The 23,342-nt window shown below is 70.8% G+C and carries 22 protein-coding genes and 1 pseudogene; 11 read left to right on the top strand and 12 right to left on the bottom strand.

The annotated features are described in order from the left end of the window. Positions 1–27 precede the first annotated feature (27 nt). The gene (locus tag OG966_RS07830) at positions 28–933 is read left to right on the top strand and encodes a 5'-3' exonuclease (RefSeq protein ID WP_326655122.1); all 906 of its coding nucleotides are present in this window, start codon (positions 28–30) and stop codon (positions 931–933) included. Between the two features lie 50 nt (positions 934–983). After that, positions 984–1,826: a siderophore-interacting protein gene (locus tag OG966_RS07835; protein WP_326648716.1), complete on the top strand. Its 843-nt coding sequence runs from the start codon at positions 984–986 to the stop codon at positions 1,824–1,826. A gap of 110 nt (positions 1,827–1,936) precedes the next feature. On the opposite strand, the gene OG966_RS07840 is transcribed toward OG966_RS07835, so the two are convergent. After that, positions 1,937–2,644, bottom strand: coding sequence for a MerR family transcriptional regulator (locus tag OG966_RS07840; protein WP_326648717.1), 708 nt, complete (start codon positions 2,642–2,644; stop codon positions 1,937–1,939). Positions 2,645–2,757: 113 nt separating this feature from the next. On the opposite strand from OG966_RS07840, the gene OG966_RS07845 reads away from it, so the two are divergent. Continuing rightward, entirely contained in the window at positions 2,758–3,723 is a 966-nt protein-coding gene (locus OG966_RS07845; RefSeq protein ID WP_326648718.1) for a hypothetical protein, read from the top strand. Next, complete coding sequence (locus OG966_RS07850; RefSeq protein ID WP_326648719.1) at positions 3,720–4,181, top strand: ABA4-like family protein; 462 nt, start codon at positions 3,720–3,722, stop codon at positions 4,179–4,181. Before OG966_RS07845 ends, OG966_RS07850 begins: the two co-directional genes overlap by 4 nt. A gap of 120 nt (positions 4,182–4,301) precedes the next feature. On the opposite strand, the gene OG966_RS07855 is transcribed toward OG966_RS07850, so the two are convergent. The 5 genes from OG966_RS07855 to OG966_RS07875 form a co-directional block, all read right to left on the bottom strand. Beyond that, a complete protein-coding gene (locus tag OG966_RS07855) occupies positions 4,302–4,712 on the bottom strand; it encodes a VOC family protein (RefSeq protein WP_326648720.1) in 411 nt (136 codons plus the stop codon). An 80-nt stretch (positions 4,713–4,792) separates the two neighbouring features. Further along, on the bottom strand, positions 4,793–5,185 hold the full coding sequence (locus OG966_RS07860) for an AraC family transcriptional regulator (protein WP_326648721.1): 393 nt from the start codon (positions 5,183–5,185) through the stop codon (positions 4,793–4,795). A 166-nt stretch (positions 5,186–5,351) separates the two neighbouring features. Beyond that, complete coding sequence (locus OG966_RS07865) at positions 5,352–6,131, bottom strand: ABC transporter permease (RefSeq protein WP_326648722.1); 780 nt, start codon at positions 6,129–6,131, stop codon at positions 5,352–5,354. Continuing rightward, positions 6,128–7,153 carry an ATP-binding cassette domain-containing protein gene (locus OG966_RS07870; protein ID WP_326648723.1) on the bottom strand — a complete coding sequence of 342 codons (1,026 nt, stop codon included), beginning with the start codon at positions 7,151–7,153 and terminating at the stop codon, positions 6,128–6,130. Before OG966_RS07870 ends, OG966_RS07865 begins: the two co-directional genes overlap by 4 nt. A gap of 182 nt (positions 7,154–7,335) precedes the next feature. Beyond that, on the bottom strand, positions 7,336–7,995 hold the full coding sequence (locus OG966_RS07875) for a PadR family transcriptional regulator (RefSeq protein WP_326648724.1): 660 nt from the start codon (positions 7,993–7,995) through the stop codon (positions 7,336–7,338). Positions 7,996–8,200: 205 nt separating this feature from the next. On the opposite strand from OG966_RS07875, the gene OG966_RS07880 reads away from it, so the two are divergent. From OG966_RS07880 to OG966_RS07890, 3 genes are read left to right on the top strand one after another with little or no spacing between them, the layout of a single operon-like run. Further along, positions 8,201–8,785, top strand: coding sequence for a sigma-70 family RNA polymerase sigma factor (locus tag OG966_RS07880; RefSeq protein ID WP_326648725.1), 585 nt, complete (start codon positions 8,201–8,203; stop codon positions 8,783–8,785). Next, positions 8,782–9,528 (top strand): anti-sigma factor, encoded by a 747-nt coding sequence (locus tag OG966_RS07885; protein WP_326648726.1) that lies wholly within the window; start codon positions 8,782–8,784, stop codon positions 9,526–9,528. The genes OG966_RS07880 and OG966_RS07885 overlap by 4 nt, the downstream gene beginning before the upstream one ends. 13 nt (positions 9,529–9,541) lie before the next feature. Further along, a complete protein-coding gene (locus OG966_RS07890; protein WP_326648727.1) occupies positions 9,542–10,912 on the top strand; it encodes a cryptochrome/photolyase family protein in 1,371 nt (456 codons plus the stop codon). Positions 10,913–10,957: 45 nt separating this feature from the next. Here the strand turns inward: OG966_RS07890 and OG966_RS07895 are convergent, their stop codons facing one another. The 4 genes and pseudogenes from OG966_RS07895 to OG966_RS07910 all read right to left on the bottom strand — a co-directional run bounded on the left by OG966_RS07895 (position 10,958) and on the right by OG966_RS07910 (position 15,025). Further along, positions 10,958–11,761, bottom strand: a complete 804-nt coding sequence (locus OG966_RS07895) for a DUF1295 domain-containing protein (RefSeq protein WP_326648728.1) — start codon at positions 11,759–11,761, stop codon at positions 10,958–10,960. Between the two features lie 7 nt (positions 11,762–11,768). After that, positions 11,769–13,019: a cyclopropane-fatty-acyl-phospholipid synthase family protein gene (locus OG966_RS07900; protein ID WP_326655123.1), complete on the bottom strand. Its 1,251-nt coding sequence runs from the start codon at positions 13,017–13,019 to the stop codon at positions 11,769–11,771. A gap of 8 nt (positions 13,020–13,027) precedes the next feature. After that, positions 13,028–13,759, bottom strand: a complete 732-nt coding sequence (locus tag OG966_RS07905) for a DUF1365 domain-containing protein (RefSeq protein ID WP_326648729.1) — start codon at positions 13,757–13,759, stop codon at positions 13,028–13,030. After that, a pseudogene (locus OG966_RS07910) lies at positions 13,756–15,025 on the bottom strand (NAD(P)/FAD-dependent oxidoreductase). Before OG966_RS07910 ends, OG966_RS07905 begins: the two are co-directional and overlap by 4 nt. Before the next feature lie 250 nt (positions 15,026–15,275). Here OG966_RS07910 and OG966_RS07915 point away from each other — a divergent pair. Next, on the top strand, positions 15,276–16,844 hold the full coding sequence (locus OG966_RS07915; RefSeq protein ID WP_326648730.1) for an amino acid permease: 1,569 nt from the start codon (positions 15,276–15,278) through the stop codon (positions 16,842–16,844). 203 nt (positions 16,845–17,047) lie between these two features. Here OG966_RS07915 and OG966_RS07920 read toward each other — a convergent pair whose 3' ends face one another. Further along, the gene (locus OG966_RS07920) at positions 17,048–17,287 is read right to left on the bottom strand and encodes a hypothetical protein (protein WP_326648731.1); all 240 of its coding nucleotides are present in this window, start codon (positions 17,285–17,287) and stop codon (positions 17,048–17,050) included. A gap of 200 nt (positions 17,288–17,487) precedes the next feature. Next, positions 17,488–18,114 (bottom strand): TetR/AcrR family transcriptional regulator, encoded by a 627-nt coding sequence (locus OG966_RS07925; protein ID WP_326648732.1) that lies wholly within the window; start codon positions 18,112–18,114, stop codon positions 17,488–17,490. A gap of 172 nt (positions 18,115–18,286) precedes the next feature. Here OG966_RS07925 and OG966_RS07930 point away from each other — a divergent pair, with 172 nt between their 5' ends. From OG966_RS07930 to OG966_RS07940, 3 genes are read left to right on the top strand one after another with little or no spacing between them, the layout of a single operon-like run. Beyond that, complete coding sequence (locus OG966_RS07930; protein ID WP_326648733.1) at positions 18,287–19,111, top strand: urea amidolyase associated protein UAAP1; 825 nt, start codon at positions 18,287–18,289, stop codon at positions 19,109–19,111. Then, on the top strand, positions 19,108–19,713 hold the full coding sequence (locus OG966_RS07935; protein WP_326648734.1) for an urea amidolyase associated protein UAAP2: 606 nt from the start codon (positions 19,108–19,110) through the stop codon (positions 19,711–19,713). Before OG966_RS07930 ends, OG966_RS07935 begins: the two co-directional genes overlap by 4 nt. Further along, complete coding sequence (locus OG966_RS07940; RefSeq protein ID WP_326648735.1) at positions 19,710–23,216, top strand: 5-oxoprolinase/urea amidolyase family protein; 3,507 nt, start codon at positions 19,710–19,712, stop codon at positions 23,214–23,216. The genes OG966_RS07935 and OG966_RS07940 overlap by 4 nt, the downstream gene beginning before the upstream one ends. Positions 23,217–23,342: the final 126 nt, after the last annotated feature.

Here is a 23,342-nt window from a genome sequence, read left to right on the forward strand (position 1 = left end):
ATCATCAGTGTTGTGACGCGACGCCTGATGCTCCTCGACACCGCTTCCCTGTACTTCCGGGCCTATTTCGGGGTCCCCGATTCGGTACGGGCCCCCGACGGCACTCCGGTCAACGCCGTGCGCGGACTGCTCGATTTCATCGCCCGGCTGGTCCAGGACCACCGCCCCGACGACCTCGTGGCCTGCTGGGACAACGACTGGCGGCCGCACTGGCGGGTCGAGCTGATTCCTTCGTACAAGGCGCACCGCGTCGCCGTCGAGACGGAGACGGGGCCGGACGAGGAAGCGACCCCGGACACCCTCGCGCCCCAGGTTCCGGTGATTGTCGACGTGCTCGACGCGCTCGGCATCGCCCGTGTCGGCGTCGACGGGTATGAGGCGGACGACATCATCGGCACGCTCACGGGGCGCGCCACCGGGCCCGTCGACATCGTCACCGGCGACCGCGACCTCTTCCAGCTGGTCGACGACGCCCGTGGCCGGCGCGTGCTGTATCCGCTGAAGGGCGTCGGGACGCTCCAGGTCACGGACGAGGCCTGGCTGCGCGAGAAGTACGGCGTCGACGGACCCGGCTACGTCGACCTGGCGCTGCTGCGCGGCGACCCGAGCGACGGGCTGCCGGGTGTGCCCGGGATCGGCGAGAAGACCGCGGCCAAGCTGCTGGACGCGTTCGGCGACCTGGCCGGGATCATGGCCGCCGTCGACGATCCGCTCGCCAGGCTGACACCCTCGCAGCGCAAGCGGCTCGACGAGGCGCGGGACTATGTCGCGGTCGCGCCCAAGGTCGTACGGGTGGCCCCGGACGTACCACTGCCGGACTTCGACCCCGCACTGCCCTCCGAGCCGCGGGACCCGGCGTCGCTGGACGAGCTCGCGGCCCAGTGGGGTCTCGGTGGCGCACTCAAGCGTTTGCTGTCCACACTCCAGGACTGAGGTGTTAACTTAGGCAAGCCTAAGCACTGCACGAGTTCAGGGAGACCGCCGTGGCAGAACGACCTGCCCGCAAGGCAACGAAGGCCCATGAGGCGCAGGTGGTGCGCGTGGAGCGGATCACGCCGCACATGGTGCGCGTCGTACTGGGCGGTGAGGGGCTTGCCGGGTTCGCCATCGACGAGTACACCGACCACTACATCAAGCTGCTGTTCGCGCCCGAGGGCGTGACGTATCCGGAGCCGTTCGACAGCGAGCGGATCCGCGAGGAGTTCCCGCGCGAGCAGTGGCCCACCAACCGCACATACACGGTTCGGAGCTGGGACCCGGCCCAGCGTGAGCTGACGGTCGACTTCGTGGTCCACGGCGACGAGGGCCTGGCCGGGCCGTGGGCGGCCCGGGCGCGGGTGGGCGAGACGGTGCGCTTCCTCGGGCCGGGCGGCGGCTATGCCCCGGCTCCGGCGGCGGACTGGCATCTGCTGGTGGGCGACGAAAGCGCACTGCCGGCGATCGCCGCGTCGGTGGAGGCGATGCCGGCGGGTGCTCGCGTCCATGCCTTCGTCGAGGTCGACGGCCCCGGGGACGAGCAGAAGGTAGCCACGCCCGACGGAATCGAGATCAACTGGCTGCACCGAGGTGCTCGGCCGGTCGGCGAGGCACTGGTCGCGGCGGTCACCACGCTGGAGTTCCCTCCGGGCGACGTCTGCGCGTTCGTGCACGGCGAGGCGGCGTTCGTACGGGAGCTGCGGCGCCATCTGCGGCTGGACCGGCAGATTCCGCGCGAGCAGCTGTCGATCTCGGGGTACTGGCGACTGGGCCAGAACGACGAGGCGTGGCGCGCGGCGAAGCGCGAATGGAACGATCAGGTGGAACGGGAGCAGGAGACGGCTGCCTGACGCAGGCGCCGCCCGGCCCCCGACCGCGGATGCGGCCGGGGGCGTTTTCGTCCCTGGGGCAGGCGGATCGGCCGGACCTGGCCGGCGCACGCGGCCGAGGATTCCGCTTCCTACGACACGACCGCCTTGCCGTCGCTCCGGCCTCCGCCCTCTCGGCCCGGCCCCTGGCCCCCTCCGTCCGCCGCCGTGTCGTCCCCGTACCGGCGTGCCGAGACTTCCACGTGTGCGAGCCGGCGCAGCGAGACCAGCACCGCGTCACCCAGCACCGTACCGATCACCACGCTCTCCACCAGGTCGTCAAGGCCCGCCCGGCGCCCGACATACGCGAGGTCCGCCCGCGCCACCTGTTCCGCCGCGGACGCGTAGTCGTCCAGCACTTCGATGAAGGCTCCGTGCCCCACACGGTCCAGCGCGGCCAGCGCAGCCGCGAGCGCCTCGACGGCCGGGGTGTCGTCGTCCACCCGCCAGCCGCGCCGCGCGATCAGCTCCCGGACCTCCTCGCGCGCCCCCTCCAGCTCCGCGTCCGCCTCGCTGTCGGCGTACCGCGGGACGATGGGGTCCGTGGCCGCGCCCAGCACCTTGTGCACGGACCGGTCGGGGTCGTCGATCGCCGCGAGGACCTCCGCGATCGCGGCCACCTTCAGCCCGCCCACATCGAGCAGCGCGCGGATCAGCCGCAGTCTGCGCTCGTGCGCGTCGTCGTAGCTCGCCTGGTTCGGGCTGGTCAGCTGCCCGGCGGGGAGCAGTCCCTCACGGACGTAGTACTTGATCGTCGGCACCGGGACCCCGGTTCTGCGACTCAGCTCTCCTATGCGCACCGCGTGTTCACCTCTTCGCTCTTGCCAGCCACCGCACTCATCATAGATAGTTCCACTATCGGATAGCAGGTAGCGCCGCTATCCACTCGGGGAATCCGACGGAGGGGATACCTATGTCTTCATGGCGTTCGTGGCACCGGCCACTCATGGTCTTCGCCGCTTCGATGGCGGTGACATTCGTAGTGTCCGGCGTGGGCATGGTCGTCGACGACCGTGTCCTGGTGGGCTCGCCGATCTGGTTCAAGCCCCTCAAGTTCTCGGCCTCACTGATGATCTACGCGCTGACGCTGGCCTGGATGCTCTCGCTGGCCGGCCGCGGCCGCCGGGTGGGCTGGTGGGCCGGCACCGTTGTCGCGCTGACCGGCGCGATCGAGATGGCGATCATCACCGGGCAGGTGATCCGCGGCAAGCGCAGCCACTTCAACTTCGAAACCGCCTTCGACGGGATGCTGTTCAACATCATGGGGGCGACCATCGTCACCCTCTGGATCAGCTCTCTGATCATCGTGATCCTGCTGTTCCGCTCGCCGATGGCAGATCGCGCCGCCGCCTGGGCGATGCGACTCGGCGCGGCGGTCGCACTCGTGGGCGCCGCCCTGGGAAATCTGATGACACAGGCAACGTCCGAGCAGGAGGCGGCCGGTGGCCGCAGCGTCGCCCAGGTGGTCGGCTCCCACAGCGTCGGGGTACCCGAAGGCGGTCCCGCCATGCCACTCACCGGCTGGTCGACCACCGGCGGCGATCTGCGCATCCCGCACTTCGTCGGTATGCACGCCCTTCAACTGATCCCGCTCTTCCTGCTCGGGCTCATCGTCCTGGCCCCGCGCTTCGCCCGGCTGCGGGACGAGCGCGTACGGCTGCGGCTCGTGCTGGTCGCCTCGGGCACGTATGCGGCCGTGCTCGCTCTCGTTACCTGGCAGGCGCTGCGCGGACAGCCGCTGATCCACCCGGACGGCGCGACGCTCGGCGCCGCGGCCCTGATCGTCGTCGCCGCCGCACTGGGGGCGCTCGTATCGCTGCGGAGCACAACTCCCGTACAGAACACCGCGGATGACACGGAGAAGGAGCTTGTGGCATGACCGGGACGCTCTTTGAAATCACTTTCTGGCTGGCCGCCCCGTTCTGGCTGCTGATGATCTTCGCGCCCACCTGGCGGCCGACCGCGCGGCTGGCCGCGTCGCCCTGGACGATCTCGGGTGTCCTGGTCATCTATGCCGTCATGGCGGTGCCGGTCTTCCCGGAGCTCTGGACCGCGGTGAGCAGCCCCGATATCGACACCTTCCGGGAGCTGGCGGTACGGGCCAACGGCGCCGGCGCTCTCTGGGCGCAGGTCATCGCCTGGGATCTGCTCATCGGCCAGTGGATGTTCCTCGAGGCGCGGCGACTCGGTATCCAGCCCCTGGTGATGGGGCCGCTGCTGGCGCTGACCATCCTGCTCTCGCCGTTCGCCCTGCCCGTGTTCCTGGTGCTGCGCGCGGTGAAGGCCCGGGCCGCGACCACAGCCACGGACCGGGCCGTACACCCACTCTCGTACTGAGGCCTGTCCGAGGCGGTGGTCGGCCTGAGGTCTGTCCGAGGCGGTGGTCGGCCCGCGGTATGCGGGACCGGATCCCGCGTCGCCGTCGGCGCCGGCGGCGACGCGGAGGGGCGGAGTGACTCAGGCCCTAGGCTGGGTGAAGCGGATGCTGTTGCCGAACGGGTCGCGGAGGCCGCAGTCGGTTCCGTACGGACGATCGGTGGGTTCCTCGGTGAACTCGACGCCCCGGCCCAGCAGCGTCTCGTACGTCTTGCGGCAGTCGTCCGTGCTGAAGATGAGCGAGCCGCCCGTCGCGCCCTTGGTCACCAGCTCACGGACCTGCCGCGCCGTCTCCTCGGACATCGCCGGAGGACCCGGCTTCTCCAGCAGGATCTGACGCTCCGGGTGACCGGGGATGCTGACGGTAAGCCAGCGCATGAAGCCCAGGTCGACGTCGGCATTGACCTCCAGGCCAAGCTTGCCGACATAGAAGTCGAGGGCCTCGTCCTGGTCGAGGACGTAAATCTGTGAGTGCGTGATGGCGTTGAACATGTACATCACGCTACTGGGCAGGCCGGACGAAAACTTATCCAAAACTGCTCGGTCGACGGACGGTACGGGGGTGCGGACGGTCAGGCGCTCGGCCGCGTCCACGCCATCGTGAAGCACGTCGGTACGTCCGTGGCCGCCGCTTCCTTGCGGTACGTCCTCGGCGACCGGCCGACGATGTCGCGGAACGTCCGGCTGAAGGTTCCCGGGCTGCCGAAGCCGACTTGGAAGCAGATGTCCGTCACACTGCGGTCGGTCTCCCGCAGCAGGAACATCGCACGCTCGACACGGCGGCGCTGCAGGTAGCGGTGCGGCGTCTCACCGAACGTGGCCCGGAAGGTGCGCGTGAAGTGTGCCTGTGACACATGGGCGATCCGGGCCAGGGCCGGGACGTCCAGCGGCTGCGCGTAGGCGCGGTCCATCGCGTCCCGTGCCCGAAGCATGCGGCGGTTGTTCTCCTCTGCGGCACGGCTCACGTTGCCATCACACCACGGTTCTCCGTCGCGACCGATCCGGTGGCCGATCCGCTCCGCACCCTCCGGCGCAAGGCGGGGACTACGACGGCGCGCGCCCAGCCGTACTGCCGTCCAGGGCGTGTCCGGTGAGTCAGCCACGACCCACCGGGCAGCCCCCCGGAAGGCTCTAGACGGACTTCTGGTAGAGGCGGAAGGTGCGGGTCGACAGCCACACCGCCACCACGGTGAGGACGGCGAGCGCTCCCCCGCGGCTGAGCACATCCCCCCAGTCCGGATCGGCGGCCATCGCCGAACGGCCCGCCACCATCGCCCAGTTGGCCGGATTGAAGTCCGCGATGTGCCCCATCCAGGACGGCATCTGGGACGGGGCCATGAACGCCGAGGAGAGAAACGTCAGCGGCAGCAGCAGGAAGGTGTTGATGCCGATGATCGACTCACGCTCGCGCACCAGCATGCCGACGGCGTTGGAGAACGCGCCGAAGACCGCACCCAACAGGACCGAGGCGACGACGAGGATCGCGACACCCCTCATACCGCCGGGGTAATCCGCCCCGCCCGCCATACCCAGCAGCACGATGATGACGGACTGCACGGCGGTGCTGATGCCGTTCTGCGCCACATTGCCGTTCATCAGCGCGCCGCGGCTGACGGGAGTGGTCAGGAAGCGGTTCAGGGTGCCGCGCTCGATCTCCTCCAGGGTCCCCATCCCGGCCCACATGCTGGAGTTGAGCGCACTCATCACCACGATGCCGGGGACGAGATAGTCGAGATAGGTCACGGTGCCGAAGCCGCCCAGTTCGACGACCTTCTTGAAAAGATTGCCGAAGAGGAACAGCCAGATCGCCGGCTGGATCAGCATCATCAGCAGATACGCGGGCTGGCGGACCACGGCCACCAGCCGGCGCTGCGTCATGTACCAGGTCTGGGTGAGGGAATCGGCGCTCATCGGGTGCCCCCCGCGGCGGCGAGTGCGGGCGCATCCTGCGCGTCGGCCGGTCCGGAGCCGGCCTCGGCCTCGGAGAAGCGGCGTCCCGCGTACCGCAGATAGACGTCGTCGAGGGAGGGCCGGGCGACAGTCGCGGCGGCGACCGCGGCTCCCGTCCGCTCCAGCGCTGCCAGCAGCAGGGGCACGGCGGCCGCGCCGTCGTCGGCGCGCACGCTGACACGGCGGCCGTCGACGAGCACATCGTGGATCCCGGGCAGTGCGGCGATGGCCTCGCCGAGTACCGCACGGTCGCCGTCCGCCCGCAGCTCGAGGTGCACGGCGTCGCCGCGCAGTTCGCCTTTGAGCTCGTCGGGTGTGCCTTCGACGACGACCCGGCCGCGGTCGACGATCGCGATCCGCCCGGCCAGCCGGTCGGCCTCCTCCAGATAGTGCGTGGTGAGGAGAATGGTCAGCCCTTCCTCTCCGGCGAGGCGGCTGATCTCCTCCCACATGGCCGTACGGGACTCGGGGTCGAGGCCCGTCGTCGGCTCGTCCAGAAAGAGCACCTCGGGCCGGTGGACCAGGCCGAGTGCCACGTCCAGACGTCGCTGCATCCCACCGGAGTACCCCTTGACCTGGCGCTTCGCGGCACCTGTGAGGTCGAAGCGGGCCAGCAGTTCATCGACGCGCCGGCCGAGTGCGGCGCCCTTGAGCCCGTACAGCCTGCCCTGCAGCAGGAGGTTCTCGCGGCCGGTGGCGACGGGGTCCGCGCCGGACTTCTGGGCGACGACCCCGATGGCGCGGCGCACCCGGCCGGGGTGTCGCAGGACGTCGTGGCCCGCGACCACGGCGGTGCCGCTGTCGGGCCTGGCCAGGGTGGTGAGGATCTTGACGGTGGTGGACTTGCCGGCGCCGTTGGGGCCGAGCAGTCCGAAGACCGTGCCGGTCCGGACGGTCAGGTCCATGCCGCTGAGGGCGGTGACATCGCCGGGGTAGGTCTTGATCAGCTGCCGCGCCTCGACGGCGGGCGCACGGGTACTCATGACGGAGCTCTCCTCGGGTGAGCGGTTCTCGGGTATGCCGAGCCGATCCGCGTGAAGAGCGCCGGGCTATCCTGGGTGTGCCGCACCTCGATCGCCCGGTCTGCCTTCACGGCGGCTCCGGTCCGGGGTTCGAGACTCCGGCGGGAGCTGCTCCAACAGCACCCGCCGGGGTCTTTATCTGTTTACGTCTGCGTGGGGCGGCCCTCGGCTCTCTCCTGAGGTTCCCTGAATTCCGGCGGCAGTTCACCGGTCTCGTGGAAGGTCCGCCACCCCTCGACTCCCTCGTACGTGCCCTGCTCGACCTCGTCGAGGAAGCCGCGGAGCCACTCCGCCTCCGCCTCGATCATGTGGAGCTGGTACTCGTTCTCCACGACGAAGATCCGGGGCAACGTGCCGTGGAGCATCTGCAGCGCGCCGCGAGCACTGGCGATCCGGACCTTCAGCGCCGCCAGCCGGTCCGCGAGCAGCGACATGACCTCCTCCGGCGGCAGGATGCCCATGAGCGAGAGCGCGGTCTCGAACAACGGGTACTCACGGGCGGGTACGGCGAGCAGATCGGACAGCCACTCCGCCATTTCCGCGCGTCCGGCCTCGGTGATGCCGTAGAGGGTGCGCTCCGGCCGGTTGCCCTGTCGCTGCACATCGGTGACCTCGACCAGGCCGTGCTTCTCGAGGTTCTGCACAACGGTGTAGAGCGAGCCGAAGTTGACCTTGACGCTGTTCTCCTTGCCGCGCTGACGGATCGTCTGCGCGATCTCGTACGGATGCATGGTCTTCTCGGCCAGCAGCACCATGACCACAAGCGCCAGCGGGTTGCTGAGCCTGCGTCGCTTCGCCGCCATCCCGAACACCTCGTCTCCGAATACTCGTTGCCGAACATATCGCGAGTTCGCGTTGCCGTCAACCGCGACATATCGCGAGAATCGGTGGTGCGGGCGTGACGCCAGGAACCCGCTGCGAACCCTGTACCAATCCGCCTGGCCATCGGCTCCGAATGCCTGATGAAATCTGTCCGTCCACTCATCCACACCGTGGAGGAAAGTGCGCGTGAAAGAAGCCGTACACATCGGCGGCCCGACCTCGGCGGGTCCCGATCTGCAGCAACTGCTCGGCCTGGTGGCCAGAGGCGACCAGGAGGCCTTCTCCCGTGTCTACGACAGTGTCAGCGGACCCGTACTCGGGCTGGTGCGCGCCGTGTTGCGCGACCCCGCCCAGTCGGAGGAGGTGACCCAGGAGGTGCTGATCGAGGTCTGGCGTACGGCAGCCCGCTTCCAGCCGTCCCGCGGGTCGGCCATGACCTGGATTCTCACGCTCGCCCACCGGCGCGCCGTGGACCGGGTCCGGTCGGCACAGTCCGCGAGCGACCGGGAGCGGCGAGCGGCGCTGCTCGAACGGACGCCGGCCTACGACGACGTCACCGAGCAGGTCGAGGCCCGCCTCGAACGCGAGCAGGTACGGCGCTGTCTGCGCAGCCTGACCGAACTGCAGCGCCAATCGGTGACGCTCGCGTACTACCGGGGGCTCGCCTACCGGGAAGTGGCCGAACTGCTCTCCGTGCCACTCGGCACGGTCAAGACACGACTGCGCGACGGGCTCATCCGGCTGCGCGACTGCCTGGGGGTGAGCGCATGACCACCGCTGATCTGCACACGCTGACCGGCGCCTATGTGCTGCACGCGCTGGCGCCCGACGAGCGTGCCGAGTTCGAGCGGCATCTGCAGATGTGTCCGGCCTGCGTGCAGGAAGTACAGGAACTGGCCGCCACGGTGGGGAAGCTGGGGCTCGCTGTGGCCGTGACGCCGCCGCCCGCGCTCAAGCAGCGGGTCATGCAGCAGGTCTCCGCGGAGCGCCAGGATCCGCCGCGGATCTCACGCCGGGCCCGCCCCGGCGGCAACCGCGGCCGGGCACTGTCCCGCTTCGCACTGGCGGCCTGTCTCGCCGCTGTCGCCGCCTTCGGCGGAGTGGCGGTCTGGCAGCACCAGGAGGCGCAGGACGCACACGAGCTGGCGCAGCGCTCTCAGCAGCAGGCCGAGGAGCTGGCCTCGGTGCTCGCCGCGCCGGACGCGAGGGTCGCCGCCGTGAAACTCAAGGACGGGGCGACCGGCACGGTGGTCGTCTCACGCGACAGGAACAAGGCGGCCTTCCTCTCCGCCGGCCTGCCGAAGCCGCCGCAGGGCAAGGTCTACCAACTCTGGTTCAGCGACGGCGGAAAGATGCGTTCGGCGGGGCTCATGGACCCCGCGACCACCACCAACGCCGTCCTGATGGACGGACCGGTGAACACCGCCTCGGGCATGGGCATCACCGTCGAACCGGCGGGCGGCTCCCCCGAGCCGACCTCCGACCCCCTTGCCCTGACGAGCTTCCCCGCCTGAGGAAGGACGGCGCATGAGCGTTGCGGTCATGCTCTTCACCTCCGATCTACGGCTGCACGACCAGCCGGCGCTGCAAGCGGCACTGCGCGGCGCCGACGAGGTCGTACCGCTGTTCGTGCTGGATCCGGGCATCCGGAAAGCGGGCTTCGACGCGCCCAACCGCCGCGCCTTCCTCGCCGACTGCCTGGCCTCGCTCGATGCCGGGCTGCACGAACGCGGCGGGCGGCTGGTGATCCGTACCGGCCATGTCACCGAGCAGGTCTGCCGCGTCGTCGCCGAGACCGGGGCCCGCGCAGTGCATATCGCTGCCGGGGTCAGCGGCTATGCCGTACGCAGGGAGGAGCAGCTGCGCAGTGCGCTGGCGGCGGTGCGCTGTGCCCTGCACGTCCATGACGGGGTGGTCACCGCGCTGCCGCCGGGGCGGGTCACGCCTGATGGCCGCGACCATTTCGCGGTGTTCTCGGCGTACTTCCGCAGGTGGGAGGCGGCCGGGCTGCGCGGGGCCATGGCGGCGCCGCGGTCGTTGCGGGTTCCCGAGCTCGCCGGCCATCCGCTGCCGCGCCGCACCGCGGTAACCGGTGTGTCGCCCGGCCTCGCCAAGGGCGGTGAGCTGGAGGGCCGTCGGCGGCTGAGCGCCTGGCTGGCCGACACGGAGGCGGGCATCGCGGCGTACGCGGAGCGACACGACGATCTTCCGGGCGATGCCACCTCCCGGCTCTCGCCGCATCTGCACTTCGGCACCCTCTCCGCCACCGAACTCGTCCACCGGGCACACCGCAAGGGCGGTCCTGGTGCGGACGCCTTCGTGCGGCAGCTGGCCTGGCGGGACTTCCACCACCAGGTCCTGGCGGCCCGGCCCGAGGCGGCCCACGCCGACTACCGGACGCGCGGCGACCACTGGCGTACTGACGAGAAGGCGATCGCCGCCTGGAAGGACGGCCGCACCGGCTGCCCCATCGTGGACGCGGCGATGCGCCAGCTGCTGCACGAGGGCTGGATGCACAACCGCGGGCGGCTGCTGGCGGCGAGTTATCTCACCAAGACCCTGTACGTGGACTGGCGCATCGGCGCCCGCCACTTCCTGGATCTGCTGGTGGACGGCGACATCGCCAACAACCAGCTCAACTGGCAGTGGGTGGCGGGCACCGGGACCGACACCCGCCCCAACCGTGTCCTCAATCCGCTCGCTCAGTCGAAGCGCTTCGACCCGCAGGGCGACTACGTACGCCGCTGGGTCCCCGAGCTCGCCCAGCTGGCCGGGCCCGCCGTGCACCAACCGTGGAAACTCGGCGGGCTGGACCGGGCCCGGCTCGACTATCCCGATCCGCTGGTGGAACCGGCCGAGGGGCGGGCGCGGTTCGAGCGGGCGCGCGGCCTGCACTGAGCGGAGGCCCTCCGAGTGGGACCCGCGCCCCGGGGTCCCCGGGCTTCAGGCCTTCTTCGGCGGGCGCGGGAAGAAACCACTCGTACGGGCGGCGTACTCGGCAAAGCCGGGGCGTCGCCCCAGCTGCCGTTCCAGGATGGGCTTTCCGCTCCCTTTGATCAGCAGCCGACTCATCACCAGCGGGCTCACAACCGTCGCCGCCGTGACCGCCCAGTCGTCGCACACGATCAGGAAGAGACCCCACCAGACGCAGAAGTCGCCGAAGTAGTTGGGGTGCCGGGTCCAGCTCCACAGACCGCGGTCCATGATCCGGCCCTTGTTCGCCGGATCGGACTTGAAGCGGGCGAGCTGCCAGTCCCCGACCGCCTCGAAGAACACCCCGGCCAGCCATACCGCGCAGCCCAGCCGGCCGATCGCGGTGACCGGCCCGGGGGTGTACTGCGCGGCCTGGACGGGCAGTGAGACCAGCCATACCAGCGCACCCTGCAGCAGATAGACGATGCGCAGGGCGTAGAGGTGGCGGTTGCCGCCCGCCCTGGCGAGCATCGCCTCGTACCGCGGGTCCTCGCCGTGTCCACGCCCGCGCAGGGCGATGTACACGGCCAGTCGCACACCCCATACGGCCGTCAGCGCGGTCACCAGGAGCCGCCGCCCGTCGTCCCCGTGCCCCGCGGAGAGCGCGTACGAGACGAGGGCCACGGCCGTGAAGCCGATGCCCCACGCCACATCGACGACGCGGTGCACGCCGGCCCGCAGGGCGACGGCGAAAGTGACGAGCATGACGGCGAGAGCGACGGCCGCGGCAAAGCCGAGGCCGTGCGCGAACGCCGTCCACGGAAAGCCGTTCACCGGGGCCTCATGCCGTCTCCTCCTTCGTCAGCAGCATGTGCTGCACATCCAGATAGCCGGAGCGGAAGCCCGCCTCGGAGTAGGCGAGATAGAAGGTCCACATCCGGCGGAAGGTCTCGTCGAAACCGAGGGCGCCGACGGCGGCGGCTCGTTCGGCGAAGCGCTCGCGCCACAGCCGCAGTGTCTCGGCGTAGTGCGGACCGAAGCCGTCCCGCGCGGCCACCCGCAGTCCGGTGCAGCCGGTGACGACCTGCTCGATCGCCTCGGTCGAGGGCAGCAGCCCGCCCGGGAAGATGTACTTCTGGATCCAGGTGAAGGTGGTGCGGGAGGCCAGCAGCCGCTCGTGCGGCATGGTGATCGACTGAAGCGCGATTCGCCCGCCGGGCGCGAGCAGCCGGTCCAGCGTCATGAAGTACTCCGGCCAGAACTCCTCGCCGACTGCCTCGACCATCTCCACACTGACGATCGCGTCGTAGTGGCCGAGCACCTTGCGGTAGTCACGCAGCAGGACCGTCACCCGGTCCGCCAGTCCCGCCTCGTGGACGCGTCGCCGTGCCAGCTCCTGCTGCTCGCCCGAGAGGGTCACGGTCAGCACGCGGGCGCCGCGCTGTGCCGCCCGGATCGCCAACTCGCCCCAGCCAGTGCCGATTTCCAGCAGCTGGGTGCCGGATCCGACCTGTGCCAGGTCGAGCAGCCGGTCGATCTTGCGGTGCTGAGCGGCGGGCAGCAGATTCTGTTCGGCGGGGAAACCGCGGAAGAGAGCGGAGGAGTACGACATGGTCCGGTCGAGGAAGAGCGCGAAGAGTTCGTTCGACAGGACGTAGTGGTGGCTGATGTTGGCGCGGGAGCCCTCGGAGGTGTTGCGGTGCTCGCCCGGCCCCGTGGGCGCCCAGGCTCCGCGCAGCCGCTGGAGCGGCTCGGGGATCAGCGTCGCCACGTGCTCGGCGAGGACGGTCAGTACGCCGACGAGGTCACGGGCCTCCCATTCGCCCGCCATGTACGACTCGCCGAAGCCGATGAGTCCGCCCGCGCCGATACGGCGGAAGAAGGCCTGCGGGTCGTGCACCTCCATGAAGGGCCCGCCCAGGCCGATCGGCTCACCGCCCGCGAGGCGGACCCGCAGCGGCAGCCTGCCGAGGGCGCGCAGGACGAGCCGTTCGGCGGCCGCGGTACGCAGCCGGGAGGTCCGGGGCAGCCGGGCCACATCGGGCCAGCTCCGCGCGTCGACCGACGCGACTCTCGATGGTGCCGGGGACATGGTCACGCTCACTTCACACCCTCCTGGGACACATGGCGGGGACGGGGTTGTACGGGCAGTCCGCGCAGAAGCAGGCGGATGCCGTGGAACCGGATGCCGGCGGATACGGCCAGGGTGGAGAGGGGGTTGCGCAGGGCGGCGCGGAGCAGGGCGCGCGCCGTCGCCGGTCGGCGCTCCCCTCGTACGGTGGCGGTGAAGGGGCGGGCTCCGGACCGTTCCAGCTGCACCGTCAGATCCAGCCGGGAGCCCGGTTCTGGCAGCCGCATCCGGTAGGCGCCGTCCACCGGGAAGAAGGGTGAGACGTAGAACGCCTTGTCCACCGTGGCCCGGTGGGCGTCGTCGGGGCGCAGCAGATAGCAGTGCCGTTCGCCGTAGGTGTTGTGCACCTCGGCGACGACACAGAGCAGGCTGCCGTCGCGGCTCCGGCACCAGTAGAGGGTCAGCGGGTTGAAGACATGGCCGAACACGCGCGCGTGGGCGAGCATCACCACCCGGCCGCCGTCCAGGTGCACGTCCCGCGCGGCGAGGTACTGCTCGAGCCCGGCGCGGATCGTCGGCTGGGTACCGCCGAAGTGATCACGTGCGTCGAAGCGGGCCAGCGGCCGGAGCAGCGGGGGCAGGCGCGGCGGTTCATCGGGGTCGGTCAGCCACATGTAGGTGCGGTGGCGCAGGGCGTACCGGCAGGACGCCGTCCGCACATGGGTGACCGTGCAGCTGTACAGGGCGGGTCGGGCGCTCACCAGGACACCCTCAGCGCCAAGGCCGCCTCGACGCCCGAGCCGCAGCCGTCCTCGTGGAAGCCCCAGCCGTGGTACGCCCCCGCGTACGCCGTCACCGGTCCGCTGAGCAGCGGCAGCCGCCCCTGTGCGGCCACCGACTCCGGGGTGAAGAGGGGGTGTTCGTACTGCATGCGTGCGAGCACCCGTTCGGCGTCGACCCGGTCGGAGTCGTTGAGTGTCACCACAAAGGTCTCGGGGGCGTCGAGCCGCTGGAGGCGGTTCATGTCGTAGCTGACCCGCACCCGTTCGGCACCCGTTTCGCAGGAGGGCATCGAAGAGTTCCAGGAGGCCCGTGCGCCCCTGGTACGCGGCAGTACGGAAGTGTCGGTGTGCAGCAGGGTGGAGTTCCGGGAGTAGCGGAACGCGCCGAGGACCCGGCGCTCCTGCTCGGTCGGGTCGGCGAGCAGCCGCAGTGCCTGGTCGGGGTGGACGGCGACGACCACGGAGTCGAACTCCCGCACGCTGCCGTCCTCGGCGGTGATCTCGACGCCGTCCGCGTGGCGGCGCAGCGCGCGGACCGGGGGTTGCGGTGTGCACGGCGGCGAGCTCCTTGCCGATCCGTTCGACGTACGCGCGCGAGCCACCGGTGACCGTCCGCCATACCGGCGAGCCGGTGATCGTCAGCAGTCCGTGGTGCTCGAGGAAGCGGAAGAGATGGCGGGCGGGGTGGCGCAGGGCGGTGGCGCCGTCGCAGGACCAGACGGCGGAGACGAGCGGTGTCATGAAGTGCGAGGTGAAGTACGGGGAGAAGCCGTCGTCCGCGATGAACTCCCCCAGCGTCAGGTGCTCGTCGCCGCTGTTCTCCAGCAGTCGGCGGGCCCGGCGGTGGAAGGCCGGGACCTCGGTGAGCATCCGCAGGTAGCGGCCGCGCAGGGCGTTGCGGGGCTGGGCCAGGAGTCCGGAGAGGCCGCGGGCCCCCGCGTACTCGAGTCCGCAGCCCTCGCACCGTACCGACATGCTCATCTCCGACTCCTGTGTGACCACGCCGAGTTCGGCGAAGAGACGCAGCAGATGCGGATAGGTGCGCTCGTTGTGGACGATGAATCCGGAGTCGACGCGGTGTACGCGCCCGTCGGAGGACGGGACGTCGTGGGTGTGGGCATGCCCGCCGAGCCGGTCGTCCGCCTCGTACAGCGACACCGTGTGAGAGCGCTGCAGTACGTACGCGGCGGTCAGCCCCGCGACTCCGCCGCCGACCACGGCCGTACGCCGCCGTTCCGCTGTCATTCCCGCTCCCTCCGGGCCGGCTCCGGCACCGCCCTCCACCGGTCATTCGGCGCGGTGGGGGCGTTGGATTGGTCGGCGGAGAGATCTTTCGGCGGACGGCGCACGGGGAGTTCGGGCGGACGGCATGCGGAGTACGGCGTGAGGACTTGGGCCCCGTACGGACATGGACACGTGACACCGGCGAAACAGCCTCTCCCTAATTTCTGTCACCTGACCGGAATAACAACCGGAATGAGCGACAGGGGCTGCCATGACCACGACCGCACCCACCGACGTACGGCCCGACCCTCCGGAGAACGGCCGGGGCGGCGACGCGGCCGCACTGGCCGGCTTCGGCTACCGGCAGGAGCTGCATCGCAGCATGGGGCGGTACGCCTCCTTCGCCGCCGGGTTCTCCTTTATCTCCGTCCTCACCACGGTCTTCCAGTTCTTCGCGTTCGGCTTCTCCTTCGGCGGCGCGGCCTTCTTCTGGACCTGGCCCGCTGTGCTGGCCGGGCAGTTGCTGGTCGCGGCCTGCTTCGCCGAACTCGCCGCCCGCTACCCGCTGTCGGGCGCCATCTACCAGTGGTCGACGCGGCTCAGCACTCCGTCCTTCGGCTGGTTCGCGGGCTGGATCATGGTCATCGGCCAGATCGTCGTGGTCGCCGCAGCAGCCCTGGCACTCCAGGTCGTGCTCCCCGCGATCTGGTCCGGCTTCCAGCTGTTCGGCGGCGACCCGTCGCCCGTGACGCCGTCGGGCGCCGCGAACGCCGCGCTGCTGGCGGTCGTACTCCTCGCCCTGACCACCGCCGTCAACCTCCTCGACAACCGCGTCATGTCCGCCGTCAACCGCATCGGTGTGACCGCGGAGATCATCGGGGCGGTGCTGATCGTGGTGCTGCTCCTGACCCATTCCGAGCGCGGCGCGGGCGTCACCCTGCACACCGGCGGCCAGGGCGGAGCGATCGGCGCGCTTCTTGTCGGCTCCTTCACCGCGGCGTACGTCCTCATCGGCTTCGACAGCGCCGGCGAACTCAGCGAGGAGACGCGCAGCCCCCGCAGTACCGCCCCGCGCACGATCCTTCTCGCGCTCGCCTCCGCCGGTGTCCTCGGCGGACTGCTGCTGCTCGGCGGGGTGCTCGCCGCGCCGAGTCTGACCGACGGGCGCCTCGCGACCGAGGGACTCTCCTACGTCCTCACGAGCAGCCTCGGCGACGGCGTGGGCAAGGCCTTGCTCATCGATGTGGTGATCGCCATCGCGGTGGCCACGCTGGCCATCCAGACGGCGGGCTCCCGGATGCTCTTCTCCATGGCGCGCGACGGTGTGCTGCCCTTCTCGGCCCGCCTCGCGAAGGTCTCCGCGCGCACCGGAATGCCCGCCGTCCCCGCCCTGGTCGTCGGCGCGGCGGCAGCGGCGCTGGTCCTGCTCAACCTGGTCTCGCCGGAGGCCTTCCTCGCCATCGGCACGACCTGCATCGCCATGCTGTATCTGGCCTACGCGATGGTGACGGGCCCGATGCTGGTACGCAGGCTGCGCGGCGAATGGTCCCCTGGTCCGGGGGCCGACGAGGTGGACGAGTCGGGCCGCCCGCTGTTCTCACTCGGCCGCTGGGGCCTGCCGGTGAACATCGTGGCGCTGGCGTACGGCCTGTTCATGACGGTGAACCTGGCCTGGCCGCGGGCGGCGGTGTACGACCCGTCGGGCGGGCACTGGTACTTCCAGTGGTTCACGGCGCTGTTCCTGCTGGTCACAGTGGGGCTCGGCGCTCTCTGGAGGGCTATGAGGGCACAACGGGGGCAATCGGCACCGGAAGTGGCACCTGCGGCGGCGCGCCCCTAGCCGACTCGTGCCGCGTCCGCCGTAGTGTCCTTGACGGTCGGCCGGGGCCCGGGGTCCTTGTCGTGCGTGATACTCGGCTTCGAATGACCGAACCGCATCCGGACGGCCTCGATGCTCGAGCGATGGCTCGCATGTGAGCGGCGCTCAGGGCGAATCCGGTGCGGAGGCCGGCCCGCTGCGGGGCTGCCGGCCCGGCGCGCGCCTCAGGCCGCGCCGGTCCCGATCCGCTTCCTGCGCGGAAAATCGGCGTCGTCCTCGGCCAGCGGAAGCGGCCGGTGCCCCTCCGTGTGGTCGTTGACCCAGCCACACACTCCGCATGCATAGCGCCCGTCGAGACCGGACACGCGAGTACCGCACTGTCTGCACTCGGTCTCGGTGATCTCCGGGGCGATGAGAGCCTCGGGATCGGGTAGCGGCTCGAAGTCCGGCAGCCAGTTGGTCATGACCGCAGGCTACAGCCGGCCCCGCGCGGGGGCGGATGCGGCGTGCTGGATGCCGGCGGGTGGGGCCGCGAGGCCGGGAACGGCTCGGAGTCGTGACGCGCCGCCCGAGAGCACCGGGACGAGCCGCTACCGACTGCGGGGAGCGCACAGTCGGCTCACAGAGCTGAGCGGGGTGTTTGAACACAGGCCCGCGCCCGACCTCACGCCCCGGTGATCCGCAGTGCCGCATCCGCCGTCGCCTCCGCGAACACCCCCACGGCACGACGCGGATCCGACCTGTGCACCAGGATCACGCCCTCGATCAGCCCGAACACCAGGTCCGTACGGAGCTGCAGCTCGTCCTTGTCCAGCTCGGCCCCCGCCGCCGTCGCCCCCAGCAGCTGACCGTAGGCGTCCTTCAAATCCTCCCGTACCCGGTGGAAGCCCGCGAATCGCTCGCTCCGCACCTCCGGCAGCAGATACAGCGCGCCCAGGTTGTGCGGTCCGCCGCACAGCAGCTCCACGTCCGAGCGGCACAGCTCCCACAGGCGCTTCTCCGCCGGGCGCCCGTCGTCCGCGAGCAGTTCACGTGCCAGGATCAGTGACGGTGTCACCGTCGACTCGAGGAGCTCCGCGAGCAGGTCCTCCTTGCCCCCGAAGTAGTGGTACATCGTCGCCTGGCGCATCCCCGCGCTCTCCGCGACCACTCGCGTCGTGGTCGCCGCGTAGCCGTGCGTCGTGAACAACTCGGCCGCCGCGGCCAGCAGTTCGTCTCGGGCGGACAGCCCGCGGTCCGGCCGCTGCTCCGCGCGCGGCCGCCCGACCCGTCGTCCTGTGGTGGTGCCCATGCAGCCGATCGTCGCACACCCCCCGATCACCGACCGCACATCCCTTCGACCAAGATCCCGGTGAGCGTTCCGTAACCGCCGGGCAACGGACAGGCAATGACCCCGACTCCCCCTGCGCCTAATTTCTGTCGCGCGACAGAAATGACCGCCGAGCCGGAGGAGGTCCGCCGCCATGGCGACCGCGACGACATACGGGGCCCGCGACCACGCCCGCGCACAGGACGGCGCCCGCGCCGAGGCCATGCCGGTCGTGCCCGCGACCGACTGGCCCGCCCCGCCCCGCGAGGCCGGGCATCTGGTGTGGGCCGAGACCGTGGCGGGCGGCAACTACACCCACCGGGTGTTCGCCCGCGGCACCGAGCTGCGGCTCACGGACCCGCACGGGGACGCCTGCGCGCACGTGCTGCTCTTCGTGGACGGACGACCGTGGGAGCGTCTCAACACGGCCGACACCGTCAAGGTCCAGTGGAACGCCTACCTCCGCGCCGGGCAGCTGCTCCTCTCCGACCAGGGCCGCGTACTCGCCACGCTTGTCGCGGACACAACGGGCCGGCACGACGCCCTGTGCGGCACCTCCACGCTCGTACGCAACACAGAGCGGTACGGGGACGGCGCACCCCATTCCGCGTCCCCCGCGGGCCGCGAGCTCCTGAAGCTCGCCGCGCTCAAGAACGGCCTGGAGCCGCGCGATCTGCCGCCTTCGCTCTCCTTCTTCCAGGGCGTGGAGGTACGGGACGACGGCGCCCTCGACTTCACCGGCTCGGCCGGCCCCGGAGCCTCCGTGACGCTCCGCGCCGAGCAGGACGTGACCGTGCTGATCGCGAACGTCCCGCATCCACTGGACCCGCGCCCCGAGTACACCAGCACGGCGCTGGAGGTGCTGGCCTGGCGCGCCGCGCCCACCGCGCCCGGCGATCCGCTGTGGGAGGCCACACCGGAGGGACGCCGCGCCTTCGCCAACACCATTGATTTCCTTGCCTCGAGGGGACTCGCATGAGCGCGACCACCGTCGTACCCGCTCGCGCCGCCTGGTCCGCCGTCGTCCGCGCCGGCAAACAGCTGACCATCACCGATCTGCACGGCAATCAGGCCGTCGACTTCCTGTTGTACGACGCCCAGGACACCACCGTCCGTTACAGCGCCGCCGATACCGTCCACGCCCAGGGGAACATCTTCCTCACCACCGGGAGCGTGCTGTTGTCGAACGAGCACACCCCGCTGATGACCGTCACCGAGGACACCTGCGGACGGCACGACACAGTCGGCGGCGCCTGCTCCAAGGAGTCCAACACCCTGCGCTACGGCCACCACACCTGGTCGCAGCACGCCTGCGTCGACAACTTCCTCGCGGAGGGCGCGCGTTACGGCCTCGGCAAGCGCGATCTGGTCTCCAACATCAACTGGTACATGAACGTCCCGGTCGAGAAGGACGGCACGCTCGGCATCGTCGACGGCATCTCCTCGCCGGGTCTGCGCGTCACCCTGCGCGCCGAGACCGATGTCCTGGTCCTCGTCTCCAACTGCCCTCAGATCAACAACCCGTGCAACGGCTTCGAGCCGACCGCAGTCGAGATGACGATCAGCGAGGCCGCCGTATGACCGCGTTCGGCACACTGCTGGTCGCCAACCGGGGCGAGATCGCCGTCCGCATCATCCGCACCGCCCGCCGCCTCGGGCTGCGTACGGTCGCCGTGTTCTCCGACCCCGACCGCGCCGCACCCCATGTCCGGCTCGCCGACGAGGCGGTACGGCTCGGCCCCGCGCCCGCCAAGGAGTCGTACCTCGACGCCGATCTCGTACTCAAGGCCGCGAAGGACACGGGCGCGGGCGCCATCCACCCCGGCTACGGTTTCCTCTCCGAGGACGCGGACTTCGCGCGCCGCTGCGAGGACGCCGGACTCGTCTTCGCCGGGCCGACCCCCGGGCAGCTGGAACTTTTCGGCGCGAAGCACACCGCGCGGGCGGCCGCCGAGGCCGCGGGCGTGCCACTCGCCCCCGGCACCGGACTGCTGCCCGACCTGTCCACCGCGCTGGCGGCGGCAGACCGCATCGGCTACCCGGTGATGCTCAAGGCGACGGGCGGCGGTGGCGGCATCGGCATGCGGGCCGTGCACGACGCCGAGGGCCTGGCCGACGCGTGGGAGCGGGTGCAGCGCGTCGCCGCGGCCTCCTTCTCCTCGGCCGGCGTCTTCCTGGAGCGCCTGGTCGAGCACGCCCGCCATGTCGAGGTGCAGGTATTCGGCGACGGCGAGGGCCGGGTGATCACCTTCGGCGACCGCGACTGCTCGCTCCAGCGCCGCAATCAGAAGGTGCTGGAGGAGGCCCCGGCGCCCGGCCTGCCCGCTGCCGTACGCCGACGACTGACCTCCTCGGCACGGGAGCTGTGCGCAAGCGTCGGTTACCGCTCGGCCGGCACGGTCGAGTTCGTGTACGACGCGGCCCGCGAGGAGGCCTACTTCCTGGAGGTCAACACCCGCCTTCAGGTGGAGCATCCGGTGACCGAGGAGATCTATGGCGTCGATCTCGTCGAGTGGATGCTGCGGCTCGCGCAGGGCGAGACCGCCGTCGTGCGCGAGCCCGGCGAACCGCGCGGGCACGCCGTCGAGGCCCGCGTGTACGCCGAGGACCCGAGCCGCGACCACCGCCCCGGCGCCGGCCTGCTGACCCGGGTGTCCTTCCCCACGGACGTACGTGTCGACTCCTGGGTCGAGACAGGGACGGAGGTGACGACGGCGTACGACCCGATGCTGGCGAAAGTCGTGGCGTACGGCGCCGATCGTGCCGAAGCCTTCGACCGGCTGGACTCCGCGCTCGCCGCGACCCGCGTCGACGGCATCGAGACCAATCTGGGCCTGGTGCGGGCCGCGCTCGCCGACGCCTCCGTAAGGGCCGCCGCACACACCACCGCGACGCTGGCGACCATCAGCGACCCGACGCCGCGTATCGAAGTCATGACACCGGGAACCCTCACCACCGTCCAGGACTGGCCGGGTCGCACCGGTTACTGGCAGGTCGGCGTGCCGCCGTCGGGGCCGATGGACGATCGCTCGTTCCGCCTCGGCAACCGTGCGCTCGGCAACGACGAGGGCGCGCCAGGACTGGAGTGCACGCTGCAGGGCCCGACGCTGCGGTTCACGCACGCGACGACGGTCTGCGTCGCGGGCGCGCCCGCGCCGGTGACGGTCGACGGCGCACCGGTCCGCCAGTGGGAGCCGTTCACCGTCCCCGCGGGTTCCTCGCTGGCCGTCGGCACCCCCGACGGCCACGGCCTGCGCACCTGCATCCTGTTCGCGGGCGGTCTGGACGTACCGGACTTCCTGGGCAGCGCGGCCACGTTCACGCTGGGCCGGTTCGGCGGCCACGGCGGCCGGGCGCTGCGTACGGGCGATGTGCTCCACGGCGGCACGGCGGCGGCGTTCGGCACGCCCGTCCCGCACGCCGACCGCCCCGCTTACCCGAACATCTGGCACATCGCGGTGACCGAAGGCCCACACGCCGCACCGGAGTTCTTCACCGAGGAGGACATCCATGACTTCTACGCCGCCGGGTGGAAGGTCCACTTCAACTCCGCGCGCACGGGCGTACGGCTGATCGGCCCGAAGCCGCGGTGGGCGCGGACGGACGGCGGAGAGGCAGGACTGCACCCGTCCAACATCCACGACACGCCGTACTCGGTCGGCGCGGTCGACTACACGGGAGACATGCCCGTGCTGCTGGGCCCGGACGGCCCCTCGCTCGGCGGCTTCGTCTGCCCGGCGACGATTCTGAAGGCCGAGCGCTGGAAACTGGGCCAGCTGCGGCCGGGTGACACGGTCAGGTTCGTCCCCGTGACGGTCGAGGGCGAGGAGCGCGAGGCCATCGTCGACGGCGGGATCCTCGGGCAGGGCGAGTCGGTCACCTACCGCCGCAGCGGGGACGACAATCTGCTGGTCGAGTACGGGGAGATGCAGCTGGATCTCGCGCTGCGGATGCGGGTTCACGCGCTGGCCGAGGCGGTGGCGGCGGAGGGGCTGCCTGGCGTCGTGGATCTGACGCCGGGCATCCGCTCGCTCCAGATCCAGATCGACCCCGAGACCCTCTCCCAGGCGGCCCTCCTCTCGGTCCTGACCCGCCTCGAGTCCGAACTCCCGCCCGCGGACGCCCTGGTGGTGCCGTCGCGGACTGTCCACCTCCCCCTGTCCTGGGACGACCCGGCGACACGGGAGGCGATCGCCCGCTATACGGCCGGGGTACGTGACGACGCGCCATGGTGCCCGTGGAACATCGAGTTCATCCGCCGCGTCAACGGCCTCGATTCGGTGGACGACGTCCACCGCACGGTCTTCGACGCGGAATATCTCGTACTCGGCCTGGGCGACGTCTACTTGGGGGCGCCGGTCGCCACGCCGCTGGACCCGCGCCACCGGCTGGTCACCACGAAGTACAACCCGGCCCGGACCTGGACGGCGGAGAACTCGGTCGGAATCGGCGGCGCGTATCTGTGCGTCTACGGCATGGAGGGGCCGGGCGGCTATCAGTTCGTGGGCCGTACGACTCAGGTGTGGTCGCGCTGGCAGGAACAGCCGTGGCTGCTGCGCTTCTTCGACCGGATCAAGTGGTACGCGGTCGACGCGGACGAACTCCTCGAACTCCGCGCGGACATGGCGGCGGGCCGTTTCACGCCCCGTATCGAGGAGGGAACGTTCTCGCTGGCCGAGTACCGGCGATTCCTCGACGAGAACGCGGAGTCGATCGCGGCCTTCCGGGCCCGCCAGTCGAGGGCGTTCGGGGCGGAGCGCGACGCGTGGGAGGCGGCTGGCGAGTTCGCCCGCGCGGACTCGGCGACGGCGGCGGGGCCGGCGCCGGCTGCCGTCCCGGAACTGGACGTCCCGCCGGGCGGCCGGGTGGTGGAGGCCGAATTCGCAGCCTCGGTCTGGCAGCTGAATGCCGAGCCGGGCACGGAGGTGTCGGCGGGCCAGCCGCTGCTCACCCTGGAGGCGATGAAGATGGAATCCCGCGTCCACGCCCCGTCGGCGGGCCGGATCACCCGCTTCCTGGTCACCCCCGGCACCCAGGTGGAGGCGGGCACTCCGCTGCTGATCCTGACGCCGGTGGGGGAATGAGATGGGGGGTGCGGGGCTCGGGTGCGGGGCTCGGGTGCGGGGGCGCGTGCCTGGGGGTGCGGGTGCCTTGCAGGGTGCGGGTGCCTTGCAGGGTGCGGGTGCCTTGCAGGGTGCGGGTGCCTTGCG

Origin of the sequence: Streptomyces sp. NBC_01750 (assembly GCF_035918095.1) — a bacterium.
Lineage (GTDB): Bacteria > Actinomycetota > Actinomycetes > Streptomycetales > Streptomycetaceae > Streptomyces.